The organism is Pseudomonas sp. USTB-Z (assembly GCF_019691255.1).
Classification (GTDB): domain Bacteria; phylum Pseudomonadota; class Gammaproteobacteria; order Pseudomonadales; family Pseudomonadaceae; genus Aquipseudomonas; species Aquipseudomonas alloputida.
Genome location: NZ_JAECZP010000025.1, coordinates 47,869 through 73,296 on the forward strand (window position 1 = coordinate 47,869; position 25,428 = coordinate 73,296).

The window sequence follows — 25,428 nt, forward strand, 5'->3', positions numbered from 1 at the left end:
TTGCCCGCGAAGAGGCCCGTACAGGCGGCGAAGGTCTGGAGTAGACTGTGCCACCTCCGCACTCAAAAGGATGTTGCCATGCTGAAGATCTGGGGCCGCAAGAATTCGAGCAATGTGCGCAAGGCGCTGTGGATCGCCCACGAGCTGGGCCTGGACTTCGAATCCATCGACGCCGGCGGCGCCTTCGGCGTGGTCAACGAGCCGCACTACCGCGCCCGCAACCCCAACGGCCTGGTGCCGATGCTCGAAGACGGCGACCTGACTTTGTGGGAATCCAACACCATCGTTCGCTACCTGTGCGCGGAGTACGGCACGGAGCAGGGCTGGTATCTGGCAGACCCACGGCAGCGCGCCCTGGCCGACAAATGGATGGACTGGACCACATCGTCCTTCGCCGCACCCTTCCGCCCGCTGTTCTGGGGCCTGCTGCGCACGCCGGAAGACCAGCGCGACTGGGTGGCGATCAACGCCGCGCACAAGCAGTGCGCGCAATTACTGGCCATTGCCGACGAAACCCTGGCCAATCAGCCGTACCTGTCCGGTGACCAGATCGGCATGGGCGACATCCCACTGGGTAGCTTCATCTATGCCTGGTTCGAACTGCCCATCGAGCGCCCGGACATGTACCACCTTCAAGCCTGGTATGAGCGCCTGAAGCAACGCCCGGCCTACCAGGCCGCAGTGATGACTGCGCTCACTTGAACCCGCTTCGATAGTCATTATCAATAGATGTGACTGTACTTGTGCAGCCTGGCCTTGCACCATGGCTGCACTCACTGCGCCAGTGACTTTACCTGGCGTGTCCTGCACCTTTTTCTTCGGTAAGTGACCCGCTATGAGTTCCGCCCTGTCCATCCGACAGCTGACCAAGACCTACGGCAATGGCTTTCAGGCCCTCAAAGGCATCGACCTCGATGTTGCCGAAGGCGACTTCTTCGCCTTGCTCGGCCCCAACGGCGCCGGCAAATCCACCACCATCGGCATTCTCTCGACCCTGGTGAACAAGACCAGCGGCACAGTGAGCGTGTTCGGTCACGACCTGGACCGCGAGCCCTCCGCGCTCAAGCGTTGCCTGGGCGTGGTGCCGCAAGAGTTCAACTTCAACCAGTTCGAGAAGACCTTCGACATCGTCGTGACCCAGGCCGGGTACTACGGCATCCCGCCCAAGCTGGCCAAGGAGCGCGCCGAGCAGTACCTGACCCAGCTGGGCCTGTGGGACAAACGTGATGTGCAGTCGCGTTCGTTGTCCGGCGGCATGAAGCGGCGTCTGATGATTGCCCGCGCATTGATCCACGAACCGCGCCTGCTGATTCTGGACGAACCCACCGCCGGGGTTGATATCGAGCTGCGCCGCTCGATGTGGAGCTTCCTCACCGAGCTGAACCAGAAGGGCATCACCATCATCCTCACCACCCACTACCTGGAAGAGGCTGAGCAGCTGTGCCGTAACATCGGCATCATCGACCACGGCACCATCGTCGAGAACACCAGCATGCGCCAGTTGCTGGGCAAGCTGCATGTCGAAACCTTCGTGCTCGACCTCAAGCAGGACCTGGCCACGACGCCGGTACTGCAGGGCTACCCGTGCCGGCTGCTGACCCCGCATACCCTGGAAGTGCAGGTGGAGAAGGACATCGGCATCACCGCGCTGTTCGGCCAGCTGGCGCTACAGAACATCGAGGTACAGAGCCTGCGCAACAAGACCAACCGACTTGAGGAGCTGTTCGTGTCCCTGGTGGAAAAAAACCTGTCGAAGGTGGCCGTATGAGTGTGGAACTGCGCACCAACTGGGTCGCCCTGAACACCATCGTCTACCGCGAAGTGCGGCGCTTCCTGCGCATCTGGCCGCAGACGTTGCTGCCACCAGCGATCACCATGGTTCTGTACTTCGTCATCTTCGGTAACCTGATTGGCCGGCAGATCGGCGACATGGGTGGCTTCACCTACATGCAGTACATCGTGCCGGGGCTGATCATGATGTCGGTGATCACCAACTCCTACGGCAACGTGGTGTCGAGCTTTTTCGGCAGCAAGTTTCAGCGCTCGATCGAAGAGCTGATGGTGTCGCCGGTGTCACCGCACACCATTCTCGTCGGCTATGTGCTGGGTGGGGTGCTGCGTGGTTTGGCGGTGGGTGTGATCGTGACCATCCTGTCGATGTTCTTCACCGACCTGCAGGTGCACCACCTGGGCGTGACCGTGGTGGTGGTGCTGCTGACGGCCACCATCTTTTCGCTGCTTGGCTTCGTCAACGCAGTGTTCGCGCGCAACTTCGACGATATCTCGATCATCCCGACCTTCGTGCTGACGCCGCTGACCTACCTGGGCGGGGTGTTCTACTCGATCAACCTGCTGCCGCCGTTCTGGCAGACCGTGTCGTTGGCCAACCCGGTGCTGCACATGGTCAACTCGTTCCGCTACGGCATTCTAGGGGTGTCGGATATCAGTATTGGCACGGCGATCACCTTCATGCTGGTGGCCACTGCGGTGCTCTACGTTGTTTGCGTTCGCTTGCTGGTCAGCGGCCGCGGCATGCGGGCCTGAAGCCTTGCACCGGCATTGGCGACGACGCCACTGCCGGCCCACCCACCAGCGCCAGTAGAACATGGTGGTGAAGTAGGCAAGGATGCCCAGCACCACGCCGCACACCACCGAGCCGAGCAGGAAGGGTTGCCACAGCGTCGACAGCTGGTCGGTGATCCACTGGAAGGTCAGCTCGTCGGGCAGGGTGCGCGGCGGTACCTGCATCAGCCAGGCACCGGTCATGTAGGTGACGAAGAACACCGGCGGCATGGTCAACGGGTTGGTCAGCCACACCAGGCTGACGGCGACCGGCAGGTTGCCGCGCACCGGGATCGCCAGGGCCGCCGCCAGCAGCATCTGCATCGGGATGGGAATAAGCGCCGCGAACAGGCCCACACCCATGGCTCTGGCCACCGAATGGCGGTTCAGGTGCCAGAGGTTGGGGTCGTGCAGCAATTTGCCGAAAAAGCGTAAGGACTTGTGTTCCCGAATGCTGGTCGGGTCCGGCATGTAGCGTTTGAAAAGTCGGCGCGGCATGTAGGCTCCCGGAGCGTTGACCCTGGCAGTATGCCCTTAATCCTGCTCCGCCTCGTTTAGAGTTTGTGACAATTGTTGAGCAAGCGATGCCGGCAATTGAGCTATGCCTCAGGAGGTGACTCGCCTTCTGGAGCTCTACCTCATGCGCACAGGGATGTTTGCGCTCGCGCTCGGGCTGTTGTGCCTGGGCTTTCTGCCCGCATTGCCATCGGTCGGATGGTTGATAACCCTGGCAGCCTGCGCTGTCGGCAGCCTGTTTACCCGCGTCTGGCCGTTGGGTTGGTTTCTGCTGGGCTTGTGTTGGGCGTGCGGGTCTGCTCAGCAGGCCCTTGATGATCGTCTGGCTGCCGGCCTGGAGGGCCGCACCTTGTGGCTGGAGGGGCGGGTGGCGGGTTTGCCGGCCCGCACTGCACAAGGCGTGCGTTTCGAGCTGGAAGCGCCACGCTCGCGGCGGGCCGAACTGCCTCAGCGTTTGCAACTGAGCTGGTTCGATGGGCCGCCGCTGCGGGCGGGCGAGCAGTGGCGGCTGGCGGTGACCTTGCAACGCCCGGCCGGGCTGCTGAACCCGCACGGGCCTGACCGGGAAGCGCAGTTGCTGGGGCGACGGGTGGGGGCTACGGGTACGGTCAAGGCGGGGCAGTTGCTGGCGCCAGTCGCCGGTGGTTGGCGCGATGCGCTGCGTCAGCGCTTGCTGATGGTCGAAGCCAATGGCCGACAGGCAGCGCTGGTGGCACTGGTGCTTGGCGATGGTGCGGGCCTGGCCCGGGAGGACTGGCAGACGTTGCAGGCCACCGGCACGGTGCACCTGCTGGTGATTTCCGGCCAGCACATCGGCCTGGTCGCCGGTTTGCTCTATGGCCTGGTCGCCGGGCTGGCACGTTGGGGGCTATGGCCGGCAAGGCTACCGTGGTTACCCTGGGCCTGTGGCCTGGCCATGGCCGCAGCGCTGGCCTACGGCTGGCTGGCGGGTGGTGGGGTGCCAGTGCAGCGGGCCTGTCTGATGCTGGCCGTGGTGCTGCTCTGGCGTCTGCGCTTTCGCCACCTTGGCGCTTTTTTTCCGTTGCTGCTTGCACTGGTCGCTGTGCTTGTCTTCGAGCCACTGGCGGCGTTGCTGCCTGGGTTCTGGCTGTCGTTCGCCGCCGTGGCCACGCTCATCTACTGCTTCAGTGCCCGGTTGGGGGGTTGGCGGCCCTGGCAGGCCTGGACACGAGCGCAATGGGTGATCGCCGTCGGCTTGCTGCCGGTGTTGCTGGCCACCGGCTTGCCGGTGAGCCTCAGTGCGCCGCTGGCCAACCTTGTGGCGGTGCCGTGGGTCAGCCTGGCGGTCTTGCCATTGGCGTTGTTGGGCACGCTGATGTTGCCGCTGGCGGGCGTTGGCGAGGCGTTGCTCTGGCTGGCAGGTGGCCTGCTGGATGTGCTGTTCCGCGGGCTGGCGCTGGTGGCGCAACAGCGCCCGGCATGGGTGCCGCCGGCCCTGCCGTGGTGGGCCTGGCTGCTGGTATGTCTGGGTGCGCTGTTGCTTTTGCTGCCTCGTGGTGTGCCGCTGCGCGGGTTGGGAGGGGTGATGCTGCTGGCGCTGTGGGTACCCAGGGAGCCGGTGCCGTTTGGCCAAATCGAGGTCTGGCAGCTGGATGTCGGCCAGGGGCTGGCGGTGCTCTTGCGTACGCGGCATCACAGCCTGCTTTACGATGCCGGGCCGGCCAGGGGGGAAAGCGACTTGGGGGAACGCGTGGTGCTGCCAACCTTGCGCAAGCTGGGGGTGGGCGGCCTTGACGTGATGGTGATCAGCCATGCGCATGCCGATCATGCGGGCGGGGCCGAGGCCATTGCGCGTGGTTTGCCGATCAAGCGGATAATCGGTGGGGAAGCGCTGGTTGATGTTCCGTTGGAGCCTTGTGCCAGTGGCGAGCAATGGGACTGGGATGGCGTGCGTTTTTCGTTGTGGCGCTGGGTGGACGGGCAGAGCAGTAATGACCGTTCCTGTGTGCTGTTGGTCGAGGCGCAGGGCGAGCGCTTGCTGCTGGCGGGGGATATGGAAGCTGCTGCCGAACGGGCGTGGCTGGCGGACACTGAAGTGCCGCGCATCGACTGGCTGCAGGCACCGCATCATGGCAGCCGCAGCTCGTCCACCGAGGCGTTCGTCCGGGCTACCGCACCGCGCGGGGTATTGATTTCGCGGGGGCGCAACAACAGCTTCGGGCACCCGCACGTGCAGGTGGTCGAACGGTATGGGCGGCATGGGGTGGTGATGCATGATACGGCGGTGGAGGGGGCATTGCGGTTGGTGCTGGGGCGGCATGGGGAGGTTGAGGGTGTGCGCCGACAACGGCGATTCTGGCGTGATGTGGGGGGTGGCTGATCTGGCCCTTTCGCGGGTAAAGCCGCTGCCACAGGTACTGCAAGGCCCAGAGGGCCGACCCGGTAGCCCGACAGGCTAATTCCCTGACCTCCGGCAGATGAGCCCTCGGCGCGCCTATGGTAGAGTGGCGGCCTTTTTCCGAAGGGGCGTTTACTGTGTGGGAATTGGTCAAGTCCGGTGGTTGGATGATGCTGCCGATCATTCTGAGTTCCATCGTTGCCATGGCTATCGTCGTCGAGCGCCTGTGGACCCTGCGTGCCAGCCGCGTCACCCCGCCCCACCTGCTGGGCCAGGTGTGGATGTGGATCAAGGACAAGCAACTGACCAGTGACAAGCTCAAGGCACTGCGGGCCGATTCGCCACTGGGCGAAATCCTGGCAGCGGGCCTCGCCAACTCGCGCCATGGTCGCGAAATCATGAAAGAGTGCATCGAGGAGGCCGCCTCGCGCGTCATCCACGAACTGGAACGCTACATCAGCACCCTCGGCACCATTGCCGCCATGGCGCCTCTGCTGGGCCTGCTGGGCACCGTGCTGGGCATGATCGACATTTTCAGCGCCTTCATGGGCTCGCAGATGACTGCCAACGCCGCCGTGCTGGCCGGTGGTATCTCCAAGGCCCTGGTCACCACTGCGGCAGGCCTGATGGTTGGTATCCCGGCGGTGTTCTTCCACCGCTTCCTGCTGCGCCGCATCGATGAGCTGGTGGTCGGCATGGAGCAGGAGGCGATCAAGCTGGTGGAAGTGATCCAGGGCGACCGTGAAGTGGAAGTGGCCGGAGGCAAGGCGTGAAGTTCCGGCGCAATCGCCAGCGGGAGAACGTCGACATCAACCTGGCGTCGCTGATCGACGTGGTGTTCGTCCTGCTGCTGTTCTTCGTGGTTACCACCACCTTCACCCGCGAAACGCAACTGCGCGTCGAGCTGCCCGAAGCCACCAGCGCCGAGCCGGCGCCGACCGACCCGGGCAAGCTGGTGGAAATCACCATCAGCGCCGAAGGCGTGTATTCGGTGAACAACCACCTGCTGCCCAAAAGCGACCTGGCCACCCTGAGCGAGGCCATAGCGCGCGAGTCGGGTGGCGACAACACGCTGCCGCTGGCCATCAGCGCCGACGGCAAGACCCCGCACCAGGCTGTGGTCACCGCAATGGATGCTGCCGGCAAGCTCGGTTTCAGCCAGTTGCGCATGACCACCGTCGAGGCGGCCCAGGGCACGCCTTGATGGCTTTCGCCGACCGCTTGCTCGCTGCCTGGTACGCCGGGCATCCGGCGCTGGCGCTGCTGCGTCCGCTGGAGGCCTTGTATCGCCGCGTGGTCACGCGCAAGCGGGCACGTTTTCTAAGGGGTGACAGTGTCAGCTACCGGGCACCGGTACCGGTCATTGTGGTGGGCAACATCACCGTCGGTGGCACCGGCAAGACGCCGATGATTCTCTGGTTGATCGAACACTGTCGCCAGCAAGGGCTGAAGGTGGGCGTAGTCAGCCGCGGTTATGGTGCCAAGCCTCCACGGTTGCCTTGGCGGGTGCAGGCCGATCAACCGGCCGATGAGGCGGGCGACGAGCCGCTGCTGATCGTGCAACGCACCGGCGTGCCACTGATGATCGACCCGGATCGCTCCCGTGCCGTGCAGGCATTGCTGGCCAGCGAACCCCTCGACCTGATCCTGTGCGACGACGGTATGCAACATTACCGCCTGGCCCGTGACCTGGAACTGGTGCTGATCGACGCTGCCCGCGGCCTGGGCAATGGCCGCTGCCTGCCGGCGGGGCCGTTGCGTGAGCCGGCCGACCGCTTGCGTGAGGCTGACGCGGTGCTGTTCAACGGCGCCAGCGAAGACCGCACCGAGGGTTTTGGTTTCCGCCTGCAGCCGTCGGCCCTGGTCAACGTGCGCACTGGCGAGCGCCGTGCGCTCGACCATTTCCCCGCCGGCCAGCGCCTGCATGCGGTGGCCGGTATCGGCAACCCGCAACGTTTCTTCAACACCCTGCTGGGGCTAAACTGGCAGCCGGTGCCGCATCCCTTCGCCGACCATGCGCAGTTCAGTGCCCGGAGCCTGGCTTTCAGCCCGCCACTGCCGCTGGTCATGACCGAGAAGGACGCGGTGAAATGCCGGGCCTTTGCCGCTGACGACTGGTGGTACCTGGCCGTCGAAGCGCAGCCTACGCCGGCTTTCAGCGCCTGGTTCGACAACCAGCTGCAACGCTTGTTGCGCAAACCCTGAGCCCGTTTTCAATTTCCGGCCACCTGGCCTAAAGGAAGCCTCCAATGGACACCAAACTGCTCGATATCCTGGCCTGCCCGATCACCAAGGGGCCGCTCAAGCTGAGCGCCGACAAGACCGAGCTGATCAGCAAGGGCGCTGGCCTGGCCTACCCGATTCGCGACGGTATCCCGGTCATGCTGGAAAGCGAGGCACGCACCCTGACCGACGACGAGCGTCTTGACAAATGAGCCTGGAATTTACGGTAGTAATCCCCGCCCGGCTGCGCTCCACCCGCCTGCCAGGCAAACCGCTGCTGCTGATTGCCGGCAAGCCAATGGTGCAACATGTGTGGGAGCAGGCCCGCAAGAGCGGTGCCAGCCGTGTGGTCATCGCCACCGACGACACCAGCATCCTCGAAGCCTGCCAGGCCTTCGGTGCCGAAGTGCTGATGACCCGTGCCGATCATGAATCGGGCACTGACCGCCTGGCCGAAGTGGCCGCGTACCTAGGGTTGCCGGCTGACGCCATTGTGGTCAACGTGCAGGGCGACGAGCCGCTGATCCCGCCGGTGATCATCGACCAGGTGGCGGCCAACCTGGCGGCGCATCCGGAAGCCGGTATCGCCACCCTGGCCGAGCCGATCCATGAACCGGAAACCGTGTTCAACCCGAACGCGGTCAAGGTGGTGAGTGACAAGAACGGCCTGGCCCTGACGTTCAGCCGAGCGCCGCTGCCCTGGGCCCGCGATACCTTTGCCAAGGCCCGCGACGTGCTGCCGGAAGGGGTGCCCTATCGCCGTCATATTGGCATGTACGCCTACCGTGTCGGCTTCCTGCACGACTTCGTCAGCTGGGGCCCATGCTGGCTCGAGCAGGCTGAAGCGCTGGAGCAGCTGCGTGCCCTGTGGCACGGCGTACGCATTCACATCGAGGACGCTATCGAGGCGCCAGCCGTGGGTGTCGACACCCCTGAGGATCTGGAGCGCGTACGGCGCTTGCTGGAGGCCTGATGCGCGTCCTGTTCGTGTGCTTGGGCAACATCTGCCGCTCGCCCACCGCCGAAGGCGTGCTGCGCCATCAATTGCACGCCGCCGGGCTCGCTGACAAGGTGCAGGTGGCTTCTGCCGGCACCGGCGATTGGCATGTCGGCAAGGCGCCAGACAGCCGCACCTGCAAGGCGGCGCTGGCGCGCGGTTACGACCTGTCGCAGCAACGCGCCCAACAGGTCAAGGCATCGCACTTCGCCGAATACGATCTGGTGTTGGCCATGGATGAGCACAACCTGCGCGATCTGCGCGCCCTGCGCCCGTCCACGGCAGTGGGCGAACTCGACCTGTTCCTGCGCCGCTACGGTGCAGCCCTGGATGAAGTGCCAGACCCGTACTACGGTGGCGCCGACGGCTTCGAGCAGGTGCTGGACCTGGTGGAAGCGGCTTGCCAGGCGCTGGTACTGGAAATCAAGGGGCGTCTATGACAGTGCAGTGGCAGGAGCAGGTATCGCTCAAGCCTTACAATACCTTCGGCATCGACGTGAAGGCGCGCTATTTCAGCCAGGTGCAGGACGACCAGCAGGTGCGTCAGGCGCTGGGCCAGGCACAGCAAAGGGGCTTGCCGGTACTGGTGATCGGGGGGGGCAGCAACCTGCTGCTGACCCGCGATATCGATGCACTGGTGCTGCACATGGCCAGCCGCGGTCGGCGTGTGCTCAGTGACGATGGCGAGCGAATCGTGGTCGAAGCCGAGGCCGGTGAGCCATGGCACGCGTTTGTGCAATGGGCGCTGGCGCAGGGCTATTGCGGGTTGGAGAACCTCAGCCTGATCCCCGGCACCGTGGGTGCTGCGCCGATGCAGAACGTGGGCGCTTACGGGGTGGAGATCAAGGACGTATTTGCCGGGCTGACAGCCTTGGACCGTGAGACGGGCGAGCTGCGTGACTTCAGTTTGGCGGAATGTGCTTTCGGCTATCGCGACAGCCTTTTCAAGCGCAACCCCGGCCGCTGGTTGATCCTGCGTGTGCGCTTTGCCTTGACCCGCACCCTGCACGCTCATCTGGACTATGGCCCGGTGCGCCATCGTCTGTCTGAGCAGGGTGTGACCGAGATGACCGCGCAAGCGATCAGCGATGCAATCTGCAGCATTCGCCGCGAGAAGCTGCCAGACCCGGTAGAGCTTGGCAATGCCGGGAGCTTCTTCAAGAACCCGGTGGTAACGGCTGATCTGGTCGAGCGAATTCGTGCGCAGTATCCCGCGGTTGTGGCTTACCCCCAAGCGGATGGCCAGGTGAAACTGGCCGCGGGCTGGTTGATTGAGCAGGCGGGCTGGAAGGGTCATCGTGACGGTGATGCTGGCGTGCATCGCTTGCAGTCGCTGGTGCTGGTCAACTATGGCCAGGCGAGCGGAGCGCAGATGCATGCGCTGGCGCGCAAGATTCAGGCGGATATCTTCGAGCGGTTTGGGGTTGAGCTGGAGATGGAGCCTAATCTTTACTGATTTGCCGGCTGTGAACCCCCGTAGGAGCGGGTTTGCCCGCGAAAGGGCCGGGCCTGGTGGCCAATTTCCACCCGCCGTTCACCGTTGCCGCCGCTACCGTATTCGCGGGTAAACCCGCTCCTACACGCTGATCGGTGGTGGACACACATCGGGGGGTTGGACACAGGCCATTGTAGGAGCGGGTTTACCCGCGAAGAGGCCCGTCAGGCAAACCAAAAAAAGCCCCGCCAGTTCGCACTGGCGGGGCTTTTTCATTCAGCTTTGGCTATCAGCCGTGATGAGGTTTGTGCTCATCGGCGGTTTCCAAGGCTGGTTCCTGGGAGGCTGCAGCAGCTTCCTGTGCCGCTTTGGCAGCAGCCTCGGCCTCACGCTTGCGGCGACGCACTTCACGTGGGTCGTTCGGTGCGCGGCCGTTGGCCAGCATGACAGTGGCAGGTTCGACCACTGCAGGTGCAGGTTCGACCACTGCAGGTGCAGGCTCGGCCACGACTTCTGGCTGGGCTTCGACAACCGGGGCAGGCTGTGCGGCAACCGGAGCGACTTCGACCACGGCCGGGGCCTGTTCGATTTCACCGGCTTCTACCGCTGGGGCTTCTGCTGGGGTTTCAGTGACCACGGTTTCTGCAACAACGGCCGGCTCAGCAGCAGGTGCATCTTCAGCGACAGGCTGCGGGGCCATTTCGACCACAGGCTCGGCAGTTGCCTCGGCTGCGGCCACTGGCTCGGTGACCGGCTGCTCGACCGCTGGGGCCACGGACGCTTCTTCAGCTTTGGTGACCGCTTCGGCCTGCTCGACCGGCTGGGCGGCTTCGCTGTTGTCGGTTTCTGCAACGGCGGCGACTTCGGCGGTGGCACGCTCGGCCTGCTGGTTGGCCTGGGCTTCTGCGTCGGAGCTGATGTTGCTGCTGGCGACAGCAGCCGTCACGGCAAGGCCGGCAGCCAGTTCGGCACCCAGCTCGGTGGCCTGGTGCTGTTGTGGCTGCTCTTCGCTGCCTTCTTCTTCACTGCCGTCGATCAGCTCGCCATTGGCATTGCGCTGACGCTCACGACGGTTGCTGCGACGACGCTGGCCACGGGAGCGGCGGCGTGGGCGCTCGCCATCGGTGCCTTCCTGCTCGTCTTGCAGCAGCTCTTCGCCTGGCAGTTGCTCTTCGGCCAGTTCGGCAGCCTGCTCGGTTGCTTCTTCGGCAGCGCGTGGTTGGCGCTCTTCGCGTGGTGGGCGCGGGGCGCGTTCTTCGCGTGGAGCGCGTTCTTCCCGAGGTGCGCGCTCTTCACGTGGAGCACGTTCTTCACGCGGTGCGCGTTCTTCACGTGGAGCACGTTCTTCACGTGGAGCACGTTCTTCACGCGGTGCGCGTTCTTCGCGTGGAGCACGCTCTTCGCGGGCTACACGTTCTTCACGCGGCTGGCGCTCTTCGCGTTCGGCTGGCGGGGTGGCGTCCAGCGGTTCGCGCAGCTCGCGAACGCGCTCTTCGCCGCGGTTGCTACGGCGGTCTTCGCGTGGCTGGCGCGGAGTACGTTCTTCACGCGGTGCACGCTCTTCACGTGGGGCACGTTCCTCGCGCGGTGCACGCTCTTCACGTGGGGCACGTTCCTCACGCGGTGCACGTTCTTCGCGTGGGGCGCGTTCCTCGCGCGGTGCGCGCTCGGCACGCTCTTCACGCGGTTTGCGTTCTTCGTCGCGGCGGCCGTTGCGGTTGCGGCTTTGCTGGCGGCCGTTGCGGCGTTCTTCGTTACGCGGGCTGCGCTCGGCAGCCGGTTTTTCGGCGGCGGGAGCCACTGGCGCGGCGGCAGGCTCGTCCTTGCCGGCGAACAGGCTCACCAGCGACTTCACCAGGCCTTTGAACAGGCTTGGCTCCGGAGCGCTCGGGGCAGGGGCGACCGGCGCGGCAGCCTGGGGCTCTTCAGCGGCGGCCGGTACCGGTGCGTTGGCGCGGGCCGGGGCCGTCTTCACTGCGGCTTCCTGGCGTACCAGGGTGCGGGTGGCGGTCGGCTGCGGCGCTTCTTCAGCTTCGGCGGCGGCGATTTCGTAGCTGGACTGGTTGTTCAGCACTTCAGGGTTGTCGTCGCGCAGGCGCTGGACTTCGAAGTGCGGGGTTTCCAGGTGGTCGTTCGGCAGGATGATGATGCGCGCACGGGTGCGCAGCTCGATCTTGGTGATCGAGTTACGCTTTTCGTTCAGCAGGAAAGCGGCTACCGGGATCGGCACTTGAGCACGTACTTCGGCGGTGCGGTCTTTCAGGGCTTCTTCTTCGATCAGGCGCAGGATGGCCAGCGACAGCGATTCGACGTCACGGATGATGCCGGTGCCGGAGCAGCGTGGGCAGACGATGCCGCTGCTTTCGCCCAGCGATGGGCGCAGGCGCTGACGGGACATTTCCAGCAGGCCGAAGCGCGAGATGCGGCCAACCTGCACGCGGGCACGGTCGGCTTCCAGGCATTCACGCACGCGCTCTTCAACAGCGCGCTGGTTCTTCGCCGGGGTCATGTCGATGAAGTCGATGACGATCAGGCCGCCGATGTCACGCAGGCGCAGCTGGCGGGCGATTTCCTCGGCCGCTTCCAGGTTGGTCTGCAGGGCGGTTTCTTCGATGTCGCTGCCTTTGGTGGCGCGCGCCGAGTTGATGTCGATGGACACCAGGGCTTCGGTCGGGTCGATCACGATCGAGCCACCCGATGGCAGGTCGACCACGCGCTGGAAGGCGGTCTCGATCTGGCTTTCGATCTGGAAGCGGTTGAACAGCGGCACGCTGTCTTCGTACAGCTTGACCTTGCTGGCGTACTGCGGCATCACCTGGCGGATGAAGGTCAGCGCTTCTTCCTGGGCGTCGATGCTGTCGATCAGCACTTCGCCGATGTCCTGGCGCAGGTAGTCGCGGATGGCGCGGATGATGACGTTGCTTTCCTGGTAGATCAGGAATGGCGCGGCGCGGTCCAGGGACGCTTCCTTGATGGCGGTCCACAGCTGCAGCAGGTAATCCAGGTCCCACTGCATTTCTTCGCTGCTGCGGCCAAGGCCGGCAGTGCGCACGATCAGGCCCATGTCACCCGGTACGGTCAGGCCGTTCAGGGCTTCGCGCAGTTCGTTGCGCTCTTCGCCTTCGATGCGGCGCGAGATGCCACCGGCACGCGGGTTGTTGGGCATCAGCACCAGGTAGCGGCCGGCCAGGCTGATGAAGGTGGTGAGGGCGGCGCCTTTGTTGCCGCGCTCTTCCTTCTCGACCTGAACGATGACTTCCTGGCCTTCGCTGAGCACTTCCTTGATGTTGACCCGGCCTTCTGGGGCCTTCTTGAAGTACTCGCGGGAGATTTCTTTCAGCGGCAGGAAGCCGTGACGTTCGGAACCGAAGTCGACGAAGGCGGCTTCGAGGCTGGGTTCGATGCGGGTGATCTTGCCTTTGTAGATGTTGGCCTTTTTCTGCTCGCGCGCGCCGGACTCGATGTCCAGGTCGTAGAGACGTTGGCCGTCCACCAGGGCTACACGCAACTCTTCGGGTTGAGTCGCGTTAATCAGCATTCTTTTCATGTTGTACCGTCGGTTTCCGGGCTGCCGGAAACGGCGTTCGGCACACACGACGTCTCATGGTCGGTGCCAAGGTGCGCAAAGGGTGGCCGGGCCACCCCCGTGTCGAGCGACGTTCGGCACCAGCCGGTTGCCCAGCCTGCCGTTGTCGCGACGACGCGTCCTGTTTGCTGCGGTGCCAACAAGGCCCCGGTGGCTTCGAATAGGTATCCGAATCAACCAAGCGGGCCTTGTGCACTCAGTCAGGAGGAGGAATCAACCGTCAGCCGTGGACGCCCGGAGGGCATCTGTTCAGGACCTTATCCGCTCACCAACCGTCAGTGGGCTGGTGGCCGGACGCGGTGCTACACGGTCCGAGGGCTGTGCATCTCCACCCTGCACGTATCCCTGATAATTCGGGTGCTGCCGCGCGCTGAATCCGCAACGGGTTGCATTTTTCGCCAGCGCTGGTTCTGCGCTGGCGCCATTCATGTCCAAGGCAGGTATTTCCGAAGCATTCGCCGGGCGTTGCGTGGAAGCGACTCGCGGGCAGAGGTGCAGCGAAAAGAATCGGGTAAGCAGGTGAAACACCGCACTTGTCGTTTTTTTTCGGTCTTCTCTACACGGCGCTGGTGGCGATTCCAGGCATTTCGGTAAACTGGCGAAAACCCCGTAGGACGGCCTCGCGTCCTGGAGAATTGCGAAGGTCAGGGACCGGCAAAGAGCCTGGTGCCGCTGGCCTGCCGCTTTTGGCGGCGTTCGCGACTATAGCAGCAATGATTAAGTGCTTCAATTCCATAAAAAATTGTTATGATCCCGTAATGACGACCAATACCCCTCCGACTTCCGGCGTTCAGCTGATCGAAGTCGCGCCGGAGCTTGCCGGCCAACGCATTGATAATTTCCTCATCACGGCCCTCAAGGGCGTGCCCAAGACACTGGTCTACCGCATCCTGCGCAAGGGTGAGGTGAGGGTCAACAAGGGCCGTGTCAAGCCGGAGTACAAGATCCAGGCCGGCGACATCGTGCGGGTTCCGCCCGTCCGCTTGCCGGAACGAGACGAGCCGGCGCCGGTGGCCCAAGGCCTGCTGCAGCGTCTGGAAGCCGCCATTGTCTACGAGGACAAAGCGCTTATCGTGATGAACAAGCCGGCCGGCATCGCCGTGCACGGCGGCAGTGGCCTGAGCTTCGGGGTGATCGAGGCGCTGCGCCAGTTGCGCCCGGACGCCAAGGAGCTGGAGCTGGTGCACCGCCTGGATCGCGACACGTCTGGCCTGTTGATGATCGCCAAGAAGCGCAGCATGCTGCGCCACCTGCATGCCGCCCTGCGCGGCGATGGTGTCGACAAGCGCTACATGGCGCTGGTGCGCGGCCACTGGCCCACCTCGAAAAAGCAGGTCAACGCGCCGTTGCTCAAGAGCAACCTGCGTTCCGGCGAGCGCATGGTCGAAGTGAACGATGAAGGCAAGGAGGCGCTGACCCTGTTTCGCGTGCTGCGCCGCTTTGGCGACTTTGCCACCATTGTCGAGGCGCGCCCGATCACCGGTCGTACCCATCAGATTCGCGTGCACACCTTGCATGCCGGGCACATGATCGCTGGCGACAGCAAATACGGCGACGAAGACTTCAGCCGGGAAATTCGCGAGTTGGGTGGCAAGCGCCTGTTCCTGCATGCCTACGCGTTGACTGTACCGCTGCCCGACGGTGGCGAGTTGAAGCTCGAGGCGCCTGTGGATGAGGTCTGGGCGAAAACCGTTGATCGTTTGAGTGCGTCCTGATCCATGAAAAAAGGCTATGAGCTACTGATCTTTGACTGGGACGGCACCCTGGCCGATTCCATTGGTCGTATCGTCGAGGCCATGAATGTCGCCGCAGAGCGTGCCGGCGAGGCACAGAGCAGCGACGATGCGGTCAAGGGCATCATCGGTCTGGCCTTGGACGAGGCGATCCACACCTTGTACCCGCACCTGGTGCCCGCAGAGGTTGCCAGCTTCCGCCAGCACTATGCCGATGTCTACGTTGCACTGGATCAGCAACCTTCGCCGCTGTTCGATGGCGTGGTCGAGTCGCTGGATGCCTTTCGCGCCGAGGGTTACCGCCTGGCGGTGGCCACCGGCAAGGCCCGTCGCGGGTTGGATCGGGTGCTCAAGGCTAATGGCTGGGAGCGTTTCTTCGACATCACCCGTGCCGCTGACGAGACCCGTGGCAAGCCACACCCGCTGATGCTTGAGGAAATCCTCGGGCATTGTGGCGTCGAACCGTCGCGTGCGCTGATGGTCGGAGATTCGGCATTCGACCTGCAGATGGCCAGCAATGCCGGCATGCATTCGGTGGCGGTTGGTTATGGTGCCATGTCGCTGCAGGCGCTGGCCGAGTTTGGCCCGCAGGTATGTATCGATCACTTTTCCCAGTTGCGCGAGTGGCTGGGTGGTTCCGCAATTCCATTTCCAAGGTAGGTAAGCATGGCAGACGAATGGAAAGCCCCTGAGGCCGAGCCCGGGGAGCGCGAAGAGCGCAGCAGCTGGAAGCTGCTGGAAAAGACCTTGCTGGCCAGCGTGCAGGAGCAGCGACGGTCGCGGCGCTGGGGGATCTTCTTCAAGCTGCTGACCTTCGTCTACCTGTTCGGCATTCTGGCGTTGTTCTCGCCGCTGATGGACATGGACAAGGCCGCTTCGCGCAGTGCCAGCCATACCGCGTTGGTCGAGGTGCGGGGGGTGATTGCCGATCAGGAGGCTGCCAGCGCCGATAATATCGTCAAGAGCCTGCGAGAGGCGTTCAAGGACGACAAGACCAAGGCTGTGGTGATGCGCATCAACAGCCCGGGTGGCAGCCCGGTGCAGGCGGGTTACGTGTATGACGAAATCCGGCGCCTGCGTGCCGAATATCCCGCCATCAAGCTGTATGCGGTGATCGCTGATCTTGGGGCTTCCGGTGCCTATTATATCGCCAGTGCGGCGGACGAGATCTATGCCGACAAGGCCAGCCTGGTGGGTTCCATTGGGGTGACGGCGGCGGGTTATGGCTTTGTTGGTGCCATGGAGAAGCTTGGGGTCGAGCGGCGTGCCTATACATCGGGTGAGCACAAGGCGTTCCTTGATCCGTTTTCGCCGGAAAAACCAGAAGAGACCCGGTTCTGGCAGGGCGTGCTGGATACCACGCACCAGCAGTTCATCGCCATGGTCAAGCAGGGGCGCGGTGAGCGCCTGAAGGACAAGGAGCACCCGGAGTTGTTCAGTGGCCTTATCTGGTCGGGTGAGCAGGCCAAGGCGCTGGGGCTGGTGGATGGCTTGGGCAGTGCCAGCTATGTGGCGCGCGAGATCGTGGGGGAGAAGGAGTTGGTGGACTTCACCGTTCAGGAGTCGCCTTTCGATCGCTTCTCCAAGCGCGTGGGTGCCAGCGTGGCTGAGCACCTGGCGATGTGGATGGGGTTCCAGGGGCCGCAGTTGCGTTGAGTTCGTCGCAGTTCTTGTGGTGTCTGGCAGATCGAGCGCCGCCCGCGCGGCGCGTTGCGCGCAGGCCCGCTCATCGATCGGGGTGCCCAACGGTGCGTTGTAGGAGCGGGTTTACCCGCGAATAGGCCGGACCCGCCGGCCAATATCCCCAATCGTCCACCCTCCCGGGCGGCGCTCGATCCGTCGGGCGCCAAAATCTCCAGCCAGGCTATGGAACCATCACCCCTTCCTTGGTCAGCATATCCACCAGCCGAATCAGCGGCAGCCCGATCAGGCTGGTTGCATCGCACCCATGGGTGCTCTGGAACAGGCTCACCCCCAACCCCTCCGCCTTGAAGCTCCCTGCGCAATCCAGCGGCTGTTCCGTCGCGACGTAGCGCTCCACGCGCTCGCGGCTCAATTCGCGCATCGTGACGGTAAACGGCACGCAATCCACCTGGCATTGCCCGGTGGCGCTGTTCAGCAGTGCCAGCCCAGTCAGAAAGCTCACCTGCTGTCCGCTACACTCCAGCAGTTGCTCGCAAGCCCGCTCGAAGGTGTGCGGCTTACCCAGCACCTGTTCGCCCAGTACAGCTACCTGGTCCGACCCGATAATCAGGTGCCTGGGATGGCTGCCCGCCAAGGCCTCGGCTTTTTGCCTGGCAAGGCGGCGTACCAGTTCAACGGCTGGCTCGTCTTGCCGGCGCTGCTCGTCTATATCGGGGCTTGCCCAGGTGAAGGGCAGGTGCAGGCGAGCGAGCAGTTCGCGGCGATAGGCAGAGCTGGAAGCCAGTAACAAAGGAAGCATGGTAGACTCCGGGTTCGGTTGAACCAATTCTATCACGCACGATGCCGCCTAATTTCCTTTGACAGGGGCGGGGGGCATCCCTAGAATGCTGCGCCTATGTTGAATGACCCGATTCCACCTCACGTTGACCCGCGCAAATTAGCCGATCGTGGCGTAACCCTTAACGGTTCGCTGCAACTCGCTGATTTGGAAAGACTCTGCGACCCGCTTTCCGACAATGTCGGTACGGTGCAGGCGAAGTTCGATTTTGAACGAGATGAACAGCACGTGGTGGTCATCCACAGCGAGCTGGACGTCGAAGTCAAGATGGTTTGCCAGCGTTGTCTTGAGCTGGTCACCCTACCGGTCCACAGCGAATGTACATACGCCGTGGTGAAGGAGGGTGCGAATACCCAGTCGTTGCCGAAAGGCTATGACGTGCTGGAACTGGGCGAAGATCCTTTGGATCTGCAGGCATTGGTCGAGGAGGAGCTTTTGCTCGCCTTGCCAATCGTGCCTGCTCATCATCCGGAAGAATGCCAGCAGCCGGCGGGCGCAGACGAGCCCGAATCGAGCAAGGACGAGGTATCGCGGTCCAACCCGTTCAGTGTTTTGGCGCAGTTAAAGCGTGACCCAAACGTTTAGGAGTTAATCAATTATGGCTGTTCAGCAGAACAAAAAATCCCGCTCTGCCCGTGACATGCGCCGTTCGCACGACGCTCTGTCGGAAAACGCGCTGTCGGTAGAGAAAACCACCGGTGAAGTTCACCTGCGTCACCACGTTTCGCCAGAAGGCGTATACCGTGGTCGTAAAGTGGTTGACAAGGGCGCTGACGAGTAATCCTTGTCCGCTCAGGTCATCGCGATCGACGCAATGGGCGGGGACTTCGGTCCCCGCAGCATTGTCCAGGCTAGCATTGCCTGCCTTTCGGCTACCCCCTCGCTCCACCTGACCCTCGTCGGTCAACCCTCCCTCCTTGAAGATCTCATCAGTGGCTTGCCAGCTGCGGATCGCGCGCGCCTGCAGATTGTGGCCGCCAGTGAGGTAGTCGGCATGGACGAGCGGCCATCCCAGGCGTTGCGCGGCAAGCCGGATTCGTCGATGCGCATCGCCCTCGAACTGGTGCGCGACGGAAAAGCCCAGGCCTGTGTCAGTGCCGGCAATACCGGGGCGCTGATGGCGTTGTCGCGCTTCGTGCTCAAGACCTTGCCGGGTATCGACCGGCCGGCCATGGTGGCGGCGATCCCGACCCAGACAGGTTACTGTCAACTGCTCGACCTGGGCGCCAATGTCGACTGCAGTGCCGAGAATCTCTACCAGTTCGCGGTAATGGGCTCGGTGGCCGCTCAGGCCTTGGGTGTGCATCGGCCACGCGTGGCGCTGTTGAACATCGGTACCGAGGACATCAAGGGTAACCAGCAGGTCAAGCTGGCTGCCACGCTGTTGCAGAGCGCCCGCGGGCTCAACTATGTCGGTTTCGTCGAAGGGGATGGCCTGTACCGGGGTGAGGCAGACGTGGTGGTGTGCGACGGTTTTGTCGGCAACATACTGCTCAAGTCCAGCGAGGGCTTGGCGACGATGATCGGTGCGCGCATCGAAAAACTGTTCAAGGGCGGTGCTTTTGCCCGCGTTGCCGGGGCCGTTGCCATGCCGCTGCTCAAGCGTCTGCAGGCCGACCTGGCGCCGGCGCGGCATAATGGGGCGAGCTTTCTGGGGCTACAGGGTATCGTCATCAAGAGTCATGGCTCGGCGGGCGTGCAGGGGTTTCAGAGTGCCATCCAGCGGGCGCTGATCGAAATTCAGGAAAACCTGCCGCAGCGGCTGCATGGCCGCCTTGAAGACCTGTTGCCTTAGGCATTTCGCCGATGAAGTGCTTAAATGTGACCGCTTGGTCTGTGTTTCCATCCAAGTTTTCAGATTCCGCGCCTGGCCTCGGGCCTGGCGCACACTATCCGACGACAAGATCATAAGGGCTTGTTCAATGTCTGCATCCCTCGCATTCGTCTTTCCCGGTCAAGGTTCCCAGTCGCTGGGCATGCTCGCCGAGCTCGGCGCCGAGAAGCCAGTGATCATCGAAACCTTCAAGGAAGCGTCCGAAGCGCTCGGCTACGACCTGTGGAAGCTGGTCCAGGACGGCCCGGAAGAGCAACTTAACCAGACCGACAAGACCCAGCCGGCGATCCTTACTGCGTCCATCGCACTGTGGCGCCTGTGGCTGGAAGAGGGCGGTGCCAAGCCGGCCTTCGTTTCCGGTCACAGCCTGGGCGAATACAGCGCCCTGGTCGCCGCCGGCAGCATCAGCCTGAAAGATGCCGTTCGCCTGGTCGAGCGCCGCGGTCAGCTGATGCAGGAAGCCGTACCGGCCGGTCACGGCGCCATGGCTGCCATTCTCGGCCTGGACGATGCTGTGGTCGTGGAAATCTGCGCCGAAGCCGCTGAGGATGAAGTGGTCAGCGCCGTGAACTTCAACTCGCCTGGTCAGGTGGTCATCGCCGGTAACAAGGCAGCGGTAGATCGCGCCATGGAACTGTGCAAGGCCAAAGGTGCCAAGCGCGCCCTGCCACTGGCGGTGAGCGTCCCGTCGCACTGCGCCCTGATGAAGCCCGCCGCCGAGCGCTTTGCCGATTCGGTCAATGCCATCGAATGGAAGGCCCCGCAGATTCCGGTGGTGCAGAACGTCACTGCCGCCGTCGCCGCCGACCTCGATGCCCTCAAGCACGACCTGCTGGCACAGCTGTACCAGCCGGTACGCTGGGTCGAGTGCGTGCAGACCCTGGCCGCCAACGGTGCGGTCAACCTGGTCGAGTGTGGCCCGGGCAAGGTCCTGGCTGGCCTTAACAAGCGTTGCGCCGACGGCGTGACCACCTACAACCTCAACACCCCTGACGCCGTTGCTGCCACCCGCGCGGCACTGGCCTGATTTGGAGAAGCTTGCATGAGCCTGCAAGGTAAAGTTGCACTGGTTACCGGCGCCAGCCGTGGTATTGGTCAGGCCATCGCCCTCGAGCTGGGCCGCCAGGGCGCGACCGTGATCGGTACCGCCACGTCGGCGTCCGGTGCCGAGCGCATCGCTGCCACCCTGAAAGAACACGGCATTACCGGCACTGGCATGGAGCTGAACGTGACCAGCGCCGAATCGGTTGAAGCCGTACTGGGCGCCATTGGCGAGCAGTTCGGCGCGCCGGCCATCTTGGTCAACAATGCCGGTATCACCCGCGACAACCTCATGCTGCGCATGAAAGACGACGAGTGGTTTGACGTCATCGACACCAACCTGAACAGCCTCTACCGTCTGTCCAAGGGCGTGCTGCGTGGCATGACCAAGGCGCGTTGGGGTCGTATCATCAGCATCGGCTCGGTCGTTGGTGCCATGGGTAACGCAGGTCAGGCCAACTACGCGGCTGCCAAGGCCGGTCTGGAAGGTTTCAGCCGCGCCCTGGCGCGTGAAGTGGGTTCGCGTGGCATCACCGTCAACTCGGTGACCCCAGGCTTCATCGATACCGACATGACCCGCGAGCTGCCAGAAGCTCAGCGCGAAGCCCTGCAGACCCAGATTCCGCTGGGCCGCCTGGGCCAGGCTGACGAAATTGCCAAGGTGGTTTCGTTCCTGGCGTCCGACGGCGCCGCCTACGTGACCGGCGCTACCGTGCCGGTCAACGGCGGGATGTACATGTAATACTGCAACTCAATGTGACGGGTTTCGTAAAAAAAGAGTCATACTGCGAGCCTAAAATCCGTTATAAAGCTGCAACCAGATTCCAGGCAGCGGGTGTGGTGACTAGCCTGAAGGTGCGTTTTGCTTGAAAAGCGAACGTCTTTCTATAAAATTAGCCACCGGCCAGCTGCCTGACATATATCCATTAGGAGTGAAAACTAGGTATGAGCACCATCGAAGAACGCGTCAAGAAAATCGTCGCCGAGCAACTGGGCGTCAAGGAAGAAGAAGTGACTATTGAGAAGTCCTTCGTCGATGACCTGGGTGCCGATTCGCTTGACACCGTTGAACTGGTGATGGCTCTGGAAGAGGAATTCGAGACCGAAATCCCTGACGAAGAAGCCGAGAAGATCACTACCGTTCAAGCTGCCATCGACTACGTCAAAGCCCACCAGGCCTAAGACGCTACAGTCGACGTTTCTTGTCGGGGAAAACCGCACTGCCTTCGCCGGCGTGCGGTTTTTTCTTTGCGAGCGCCTCGCATTTTTCAGGCGGCTTCGTTCACCGCGCACCAAGAGCCTGTTGCCATTTCATTCCAGCACTTGAATGCAATGGCAAGAGACTCTGTTATTAGAAAAGGAGAGTACTGTGTCGCGTAGACGCGTCGTGGTCACCGGTATGGGTATGCTGTCGCCACTGGGTACCGATGTACCGAGCACCTGGCAGGGCATTCTGGCTGGCCGCAGTGGCATCGGTCCGATCGAACACACGGACCTGTCTGCCTACTCCACCCGTTTTGGCGGCTCGGTGAAAGGCTTCGAGGTTGAGCAGTACCTGTCGGCCAAAGAGGCCCGCAAGCTCGACCTGTTCATCCAGTACGGCCTGGCGGCGGGTTTCCAGGCCGTGCGTAATGCCGGCCTGGAGGTCACCGATGCCAACCGCGAGCGTATTGGCGTGGCCATGGGCTCGGGTATCGGTGGTCTGACCAACATCGAAGAAACCAGCCGCACCCTGCACGATTCAGGGCCGCGCCGCATTTCGCCGTTCTTCGTGCCGGGTTCGATCATCAACATGATCTCCGGTTTCCTGTCGATCCACCTGGGCCTGCAAGGGCCGAACTATGCCATCGCCACTGCGTGCACCACCGGCACCCATTGCATCGGCATGGCCGCGCGCAATATCGCCTACGGTGAAGCTGACGTGATGATCGCCGGTGGCGCCGAAATGGCCGCTTGTGGTCTGGGCATGGGCGGTTTTGGCGCTTCGCGCGCACTGTCTACCCGCAACGATGAGCCAAGCCGGGCCAGCCGCCCATGGGACAAGGGCCGTGACGGCTTTGTGTTGTCCGACGGCGCTGGAGCCCTGGTGCTCGAGGAGCTGGAGCACGCCAAGGCCCGCGGGGCGACTATCTATGCCGAGCTGGTTGGCTTTGGCATGAGCGGCGACGCCTACCACATGACGTCGCCGCCTGACTCTGGCGAAGGCGCTGCCCGCTGCATGGCCAACGCCTTGCGCGATGCCGGTATCCAGCCGGAAGACGTCAGCTACATCAACGCCCACGGCACTTCTACCCCAGCGGGCGATGTGGCCGAAGTGGCGGCGATCAAGCGCGTGTTCGGCGAGCATGCCTACAAGCTGGCGGTCAGCTCGACCAAGTCGATGACCGGCCACTTGCTGGGCGCCGCGGGCGCGGTGGAAGCGATCTTCAGCGTGCTGGCAATCAATAGCCAGATGGCCCCGCCGACCATCAACCTGGACGAGCCGGACGAAGGGTGTGACCTCGACTTCGTTCCCCACCAGGCGCGCAGCATGCCGATCGACGTGGTGCTGTCCAACTCGTTCGGCTTTGGCGGCACCAACGGCTCGCTGGTATTCCGCCGGTTTGCCGACTGATGCACAGCTGGATCGACGGCCAGCCGGCGACTGCACTCAACCTGCAGAACCGCGGCCTGGCCTACGGCGATGGCCTGTTCGAAACCATCGCCGTGCGAGGTGCCCGGCCCAGCTTGCTGGACGGCCACCTTGCACGCCTGGCGCTGGGCTGCCAGCGTTTGGCGATCAACACCGATCTGGCGCTGGTGCGCGACGAGCTGCTGCGTTACGCCAGCCAGCTGGGTGAGGGTGTCGTCAAACTCATCCTTACCCGTGGCGATAGCCAGCGTGGCTATGCGCCAGCTGTCGATGCAGCGCCGCGGCGTATCCTGCAAGGCAGTCCATTACCCCGTTATCCTGTCGAGCATGCCGAGCATGGCGTGCGTTTGTTCCCTTGCCAGACCCGGCTTGGGGAACAACCACTGTTGGCCGGTCTCAAACACCTTAACCGCCTGGAGCAGGTGCTGGCCCGTGCCGAATGGCAGGACAGCGTCCATGCCGAAGGCCTGATGCGTGACGCGCAGGGCAGGGTGATCGAAGGGGTATACAGCAATCTGTTTCTGGTGCGTGATGGCGTGCTGCTTACCGCCGACCTTAGCCGTTGTGGCGTGGCGGGCGTGATGCGTGCCGCACTGCTGGAACAGGCCCCGCTGCTGGGTATTGCGGCCCACGTCTGCGACCTGTCGTTCGAGGCGCTTGAGCAAGCGGATGAAGTATTTGTTTGCAATAGCGTTTACGGCATTTGGCCCGTGTGTGGCGTAGCCGCGCTAAACTGGTCGCCGGGCCCGCTCACTCGTAAACTGCAGGCCGTTGCCCGTACGTTACTGGAAACCTGAATTCGTGAGACGTAAATTCCTGCTGTTGCTGGAAATGGGCTTGATCCTTGCCGGCCTGGCGTTTGGCTGGTCGGCCTGGAAGGTCAACTCGGTCCTGGAGCAGCCCCTGCACGTCACGCAGGAACGCCTGCTGGATGTGCCCAATGGCACTAACCCCAACCGCATGTTCTACAGCATGCAACGAGAAGGGTTGCTCGACGATGCCGTCTGGTTGCGTTTGTACTGGCGCTTCAACATGGCCGGCACCCCCTTGCACACTGGCGAGTACCGTCTTACCCCTGGCATGACCGTCGAGCAGTTGTTCGACGCCTGGCGCCGTGCCGACGTGGTGCAGTACAACCTCACCCTGGTCGAAGGCTGGACCTTCCGCCAGGTGCGTGCGGCCGTGGCCAAGCATGAAAAGATCAAGCATACCCTGGACGGCTTGTCGGATGCCGAGGTCATGGACAAGCTCGGCCATACCGGTGTATTCCCCGAAGGCCGCTTCTTCCCCGACACTTACCGCTTCGTGCGGGGTATGACCGATGTCGAGTTGCTGCAGCAGGCCTACATGCGTCTGGACGAAGTGCTGGCCAAGGAGTGGGCCGAGCGCTCCACCGACCTGCCGTATCGTGACCCGTACCAGGCGCTGATCATGGCCTCCCTGGTCGAAAAGGAAACCGGCATTCCGCAGGAGCGCGGGCAGATCGCCGGTGTGTTCGTGCGGCGCATGCGCCTGGGTATGATGCTGCAGACCGACCCGACGGTTATCTATGGCATGGGTGAACGCTACAACGGCAAGATCACCCGCGCCGACCTGCGCGAGCCAACGCCCTACAACACTTACACCATGACTGGGCTGCCACCGACCCCGATCGCCATGGTCGGCCGCGAGGCGATTCACGCGGCGCTGAACCCGTCCAATGGCACCAGCCTTTACTTCGTCGCCCGCGGCGATGGCAGCCATGTGTTTTCCGACGACCTCGACGACCACAATTCGGCAGTGCGCGAGTTCCAGCTCAAGCGCCGGTCGGACTACCGCTCCAGTCCTGCGCCGCAGCAAGAGGCCAAGCCAAGGGCCGATGATGCCGAACAGGCGTCGGGCGCCGACGATGCGCAGCACCCTGAGCCCCCAGCAGCGGACGAGCCAACTGCGCAGCCAGCCCCCGATGAAGCGCCCGCGCAGGATGCCCCTGCTGGCGGTGCACAAGCGGCCGAGCGGCCGACGCCTGACGAACAACATTAAGGACTG

Annotated in this window: 25 protein-coding genes and 1 pseudogene; 23 read left to right on the plus strand and 3 right to left on the minus strand. The window is 63.3% G+C overall.

Annotated features, from left to right (window positions below; all coding sequences use genetic code 11):
* Positions 1-78 precede the first annotated feature (78 nt).
* The 3 genes from I8746_RS23020 (at position 79) to I8746_RS23030 (ending at position 2,544) form a co-directional block, all read left to right on the plus strand.
* A complete protein-coding gene (locus I8746_RS23020) occupies positions 79-702 on the plus strand; it encodes a glutathione S-transferase (RefSeq protein WP_003247126.1) in 624 nt (207 codons plus the stop codon).
* A 133-nt stretch (positions 703-835) separates the two neighbouring features.
* Positions 836-1,768, plus strand: coding sequence for an ABC transporter ATP-binding protein (locus tag I8746_RS23025; protein ID WP_012053305.1), 933 nt, complete (start codon positions 836-838; stop codon positions 1,766-1,768).
* On the plus strand, positions 1,765-2,544 hold the full coding sequence (locus I8746_RS23030) for an ABC transporter permease (RefSeq protein WP_003247128.1): 780 nt from the start codon (positions 1,765-1,767) through the stop codon (positions 2,542-2,544). The genes I8746_RS23025 and I8746_RS23030 overlap by 4 nt, the downstream gene beginning before the upstream one ends.
* 9 nt (positions 2,545-2,553) lie before the next feature.
* Here I8746_RS23030 and I8746_RS23035 read toward each other — a convergent pair.
* Positions 2,554-3,060: pseudogene (locus tag I8746_RS23035) on the minus strand (DUF2062 domain-containing protein); the annotation flags it as partial.
* Between the two features lie 142 nt (positions 3,061-3,202).
* Between I8746_RS23035 and I8746_RS23040 the strand changes: the two are divergent.
* The 8 genes from I8746_RS23040 to murB all read left to right on the plus strand — a co-directional run bounded on the left by I8746_RS23040 (position 3,203) and on the right by murB (position 10,113).
* Positions 3,203-5,419, plus strand: coding sequence for a DNA internalization-related competence protein ComEC/Rec2 (locus I8746_RS23040; RefSeq protein ID WP_017147836.1), 2,217 nt, complete (start codon positions 3,203-3,205; stop codon positions 5,417-5,419).
* A gap of 155 nt (positions 5,420-5,574) precedes the next feature.
* Entirely contained in the window at positions 5,575-6,210 is a 636-nt protein-coding gene (locus tag I8746_RS23045; protein ID WP_003247132.1) for a MotA/TolQ/ExbB proton channel family protein, read from the plus strand.
* Entirely contained in the window at positions 6,207-6,641 is a 435-nt protein-coding gene (locus tag I8746_RS23050; RefSeq protein ID WP_014754073.1) for a biopolymer transporter ExbD, read from the plus strand. Before I8746_RS23045 ends, I8746_RS23050 begins: the two co-directional genes overlap by 4 nt.
* Entirely contained in the window at positions 6,641-7,642 is a 1,002-nt protein-coding gene (gene lpxK / locus I8746_RS23055; RefSeq protein ID WP_221101090.1) for a tetraacyldisaccharide 4'-kinase, read from the plus strand. The genes I8746_RS23050 and lpxK overlap by 1 nt, the downstream gene beginning before the upstream one ends.
* Positions 7,643-7,686: 44 nt before the next feature.
* The gene (locus tag I8746_RS23060) at positions 7,687-7,872 is read left to right on the plus strand and encodes a Trm112 family protein (protein WP_003247142.1); all 186 of its coding nucleotides are present in this window, start codon (positions 7,687-7,689) and stop codon (positions 7,870-7,872) included.
* Positions 7,869-8,633: a 3-deoxy-manno-octulosonate cytidylyltransferase gene (gene kdsB / locus I8746_RS23065; RefSeq protein ID WP_003247143.1), complete on the plus strand. Its 765-nt coding sequence runs from the start codon at positions 7,869-7,871 to the stop codon at positions 8,631-8,633. The genes I8746_RS23060 and kdsB overlap by 4 nt, the downstream gene beginning before the upstream one ends.
* Positions 8,633-9,097: a low molecular weight protein-tyrosine-phosphatase gene (locus tag I8746_RS23070; protein ID WP_004575950.1), complete on the plus strand. Its 465-nt coding sequence runs from the start codon at positions 8,633-8,635 to the stop codon at positions 9,095-9,097. Before kdsB ends, I8746_RS23070 begins: the two co-directional genes overlap by 1 nt.
* Complete coding sequence (murB, locus tag I8746_RS23075) at positions 9,094-10,113, plus strand: UDP-N-acetylmuramate dehydrogenase (RefSeq protein ID WP_221101091.1); 1,020 nt, start codon at positions 9,094-9,096, stop codon at positions 10,111-10,113. The genes I8746_RS23070 and murB overlap by 4 nt, the downstream gene beginning before the upstream one ends.
* A 268-nt stretch (positions 10,114-10,381) precedes the next feature.
* Here murB and rne read toward each other — a convergent pair whose 3' ends face one another.
* Positions 10,382-13,639, minus strand: coding sequence for a ribonuclease E (gene rne / locus I8746_RS23080; RefSeq protein ID WP_221101092.1), 3,258 nt, complete (start codon positions 13,637-13,639; stop codon positions 10,382-10,384).
* A 797-nt stretch (positions 13,640-14,436) separates the two neighbouring features.
* Here rne and rluC point away from each other — a divergent pair.
* From rluC to I8746_RS23095, 3 genes are read left to right on the plus strand one after another with little or no spacing between them, the layout of a single operon-like run.
* Positions 14,437-15,393: a 23S rRNA pseudouridine(955/2504/2580) synthase RluC gene (gene rluC, locus I8746_RS23085; RefSeq protein ID WP_041168511.1), complete on the plus strand. Its 957-nt coding sequence runs from the start codon at positions 14,437-14,439 to the stop codon at positions 15,391-15,393.
* A 3-nt stretch (positions 15,394-15,396) separates the two neighbouring features.
* A complete protein-coding gene (locus I8746_RS23090) occupies positions 15,397-16,071 on the plus strand; it encodes an HAD family hydrolase (RefSeq protein WP_012053298.1) in 675 nt (224 codons plus the stop codon).
* 6 nt (positions 16,072-16,077) lie between these two features.
* Positions 16,078-17,067, plus strand: a complete 990-nt coding sequence (locus tag I8746_RS23095; RefSeq protein ID WP_012053297.1) for a S49 family peptidase — start codon at positions 16,078-16,080, stop codon at positions 17,065-17,067.
* A 208-nt stretch (positions 17,068-17,275) separates the two neighbouring features.
* Here I8746_RS23095 and I8746_RS23100 read toward each other — a convergent pair whose 3' ends face one another.
* Positions 17,276-17,854, minus strand: a complete 579-nt coding sequence (locus tag I8746_RS23100) for a nucleoside triphosphate pyrophosphatase (protein ID WP_012053296.1) — start codon at positions 17,852-17,854, stop codon at positions 17,276-17,278.
* A 96-nt stretch (positions 17,855-17,950) separates the two neighbouring features.
* Between I8746_RS23100 and I8746_RS23105 the strand changes: the two genes are divergently transcribed.
* From I8746_RS23105 to mltG, 9 genes are all read left to right on the plus strand, one after another.
* The gene (locus I8746_RS23105; RefSeq protein WP_003247153.1) at positions 17,951-18,478 is read left to right on the plus strand and encodes a YceD family protein; all 528 of its coding nucleotides are present in this window, start codon (positions 17,951-17,953) and stop codon (positions 18,476-18,478) included.
* Positions 18,479-18,491: 13 nt separating this feature from the next.
* Positions 18,492-18,674, plus strand: coding sequence for a 50S ribosomal protein L32 (rpmF, locus tag I8746_RS23110; RefSeq protein WP_003247154.1), 183 nt, complete (start codon positions 18,492-18,494; stop codon positions 18,672-18,674).
* A gap of 3 nt (positions 18,675-18,677) precedes the next feature.
* Complete coding sequence (plsX, locus tag I8746_RS23115) at positions 18,678-19,688, plus strand: phosphate acyltransferase PlsX (RefSeq protein WP_014754064.1); 1,011 nt, start codon at positions 18,678-18,680, stop codon at positions 19,686-19,688.
* 127 nt (positions 19,689-19,815) lie between these two features.
* Positions 19,816-20,754, plus strand: coding sequence for an ACP S-malonyltransferase (gene fabD, locus I8746_RS23120; protein ID WP_012053294.1), 939 nt, complete (start codon positions 19,816-19,818; stop codon positions 20,752-20,754).
* A gap of 15 nt (positions 20,755-20,769) precedes the next feature.
* Entirely contained in the window at positions 20,770-21,510 is a 741-nt protein-coding gene (gene fabG, locus I8746_RS23125; RefSeq protein WP_012053293.1) for a 3-oxoacyl-ACP reductase FabG, read from the plus strand.
* Between the two features lie 203 nt (positions 21,511-21,713).
* Positions 21,714-21,950 (plus strand): acyl carrier protein, encoded by a 237-nt coding sequence (gene acpP, locus I8746_RS23130; RefSeq protein WP_012053292.1) that lies wholly within the window; start codon positions 21,714-21,716, stop codon positions 21,948-21,950.
* A gap of 187 nt (positions 21,951-22,137) precedes the next feature.
* A complete protein-coding gene (fabF, locus tag I8746_RS23135) occupies positions 22,138-23,382 on the plus strand; it encodes a beta-ketoacyl-ACP synthase II (RefSeq protein WP_003247162.1) in 1,245 nt (414 codons plus the stop codon).
* Positions 23,382-24,197: an aminodeoxychorismate lyase gene (gene pabC, locus I8746_RS23140; protein ID WP_012053291.1), complete on the plus strand. Its 816-nt coding sequence runs from the start codon at positions 23,382-23,384 to the stop codon at positions 24,195-24,197. The genes fabF and pabC overlap by 1 nt, the downstream gene beginning before the upstream one ends.
* 4 nt (positions 24,198-24,201) lie before the next feature.
* Positions 24,202-25,422: an endolytic transglycosylase MltG gene (mltG, locus tag I8746_RS23145; RefSeq protein ID WP_012053290.1), complete on the plus strand. Its 1,221-nt coding sequence runs from the start codon at positions 24,202-24,204 to the stop codon at positions 25,420-25,422.
* Positions 25,423-25,428 lie beyond the last annotated feature (6 nt).